General features: G+C 68.6%; 1 protein-coding gene. It reads left to right on the top strand.

What is annotated here, in order from left to right; genetic code table 11:
• Positions 1-159 precede the first annotated feature (159 nt).
• Positions 160-1,398, top strand: a complete 1,239-nt coding sequence (locus tag ABZU52_RS32430) for an IS701 family transposase (RefSeq protein ID WP_354974719.1) — start codon at positions 160-162, stop codon at positions 1,396-1,398.
• Positions 1,399-1,408: the final 10 nt, after the last annotated feature.

Genomic DNA, 1,408 nt, shown 5'->3' with positions numbered 1-1,408 from the left:
TACTCCAACGTCACTTGGCTTTGGCGTTGGGCGTGGCGTGGGCATGGAGACGGCCACCGCGTCGATCATCGATGGTTTGTGAGGACAACCGAAGATCGTGCGGTGGCCGCGTGTCACAGCGTAAACCCCAGCAGGTGGCGGGTCATCCTGGACGAGGCGGTGGCGCGTGTCGCTGACCGGTTCGTGCGGGCCGAGCCGCGTGCGACGGCGGCGCAGTTCGTGGAAGGGCTGCTGTCGGGCGTGGAACGCAAGACCTGCTGGTCCCTCGCGGAACGGGCAGGCCACGTTGATCCGCAGGCGATGCAGCGGTTGCTGCGTACGGCGGTATGGGACGCCGACGCCGCCCGCGACGACGTTCGGGCGTGGCTGATCGATCAGCTCGGGCACCCCGATGCGGTGCTGGTCACCGACGAGACCGGGTTCTTGAAGAAGGGCGTGTGCTCGGTCGGGGTGCAGCGGCAGTACACCGGCACCGCCGGTCGGGTCGAGAACAGCCAGGTCGGGGTGTTCCTGGCCTACGTCTCACCTGCGGGGCGGGCGATGATCGACCGCCGGCTCTACCTACCCGAGACGACCTGGTGCGACCGGCCCGAGCGTCTCACCGCAGCCGGCGTCCCGGACGGTGTCGGGTTCGCCACGAAGCCGGCCCTGGCCCGGCAGATGATCGCCGCCGCGATCGAGGCTGGTGTCCCCTTCGGGTGGGTGACCGGCGACGAGGTCTACGGCGCTGACCCCAGCCTGCGCGGCGACCTGGAACAGCGCGGGATCGGCTACGTCCTGGCGGTCGGCTGCGGCCGGCGCGTGGCGGTCAACGACGGCCGCACCCTCATCCGCGTTGATGACCTCGCCGAACGGATACCCACCCGCGCGTGGCAGCCGCACAGCTGCGGGCCGGGCGCGAAAGGTCCGCGCGACTATCTGTGGGCCTGGATCACCACCGCCACCCACCCTGATGAACATCGGTGGCTGCTCATCCGTCGCAACCGGACCACCGGTGAGCTGGCCTTCTACCTGTGCTGGTCACCCCGACCAGTGCCACTGCATACCCTCGTCCGGGTGGCCGGTTCCCGCTGGAGCATCGAAGAACTGTTCCAGACCGGCAAAGGCCAGGTCGGCCTGGACCACTACCAAGTCCGCAGCTGGACCGGCTGGCACCGCTTCATCACCCTGGCCATGCTCGCCCTGGCCGTCCTGACCATCCTCGCCGCCACCACGCAGCAGCCAAACGCCGACTCCGAGATCATCGCGCTGACCGTCGCCGAGATCCGCCGACTCCTCAACGCCTTCGTCCTCGTCACATCGCCCCCGCCAGAGCACACCCTGCACTGGTCGATCTGGCGACGAACATCCCAAGCCCGAGCCCGCCGAGCCCACTACCAACGCAGACAAGCCATGTGACGTTGGAGTA

It is taken from the genome of Micromonospora sp. NPDC005220 (assembly GCF_040607895.1).
GTDB lineage: Bacteria > Actinomycetota > Actinomycetes > Mycobacteriales > Micromonosporaceae > Micromonospora.
This window is presented reverse-complemented; position numbering and strand designations above follow the sequence as displayed.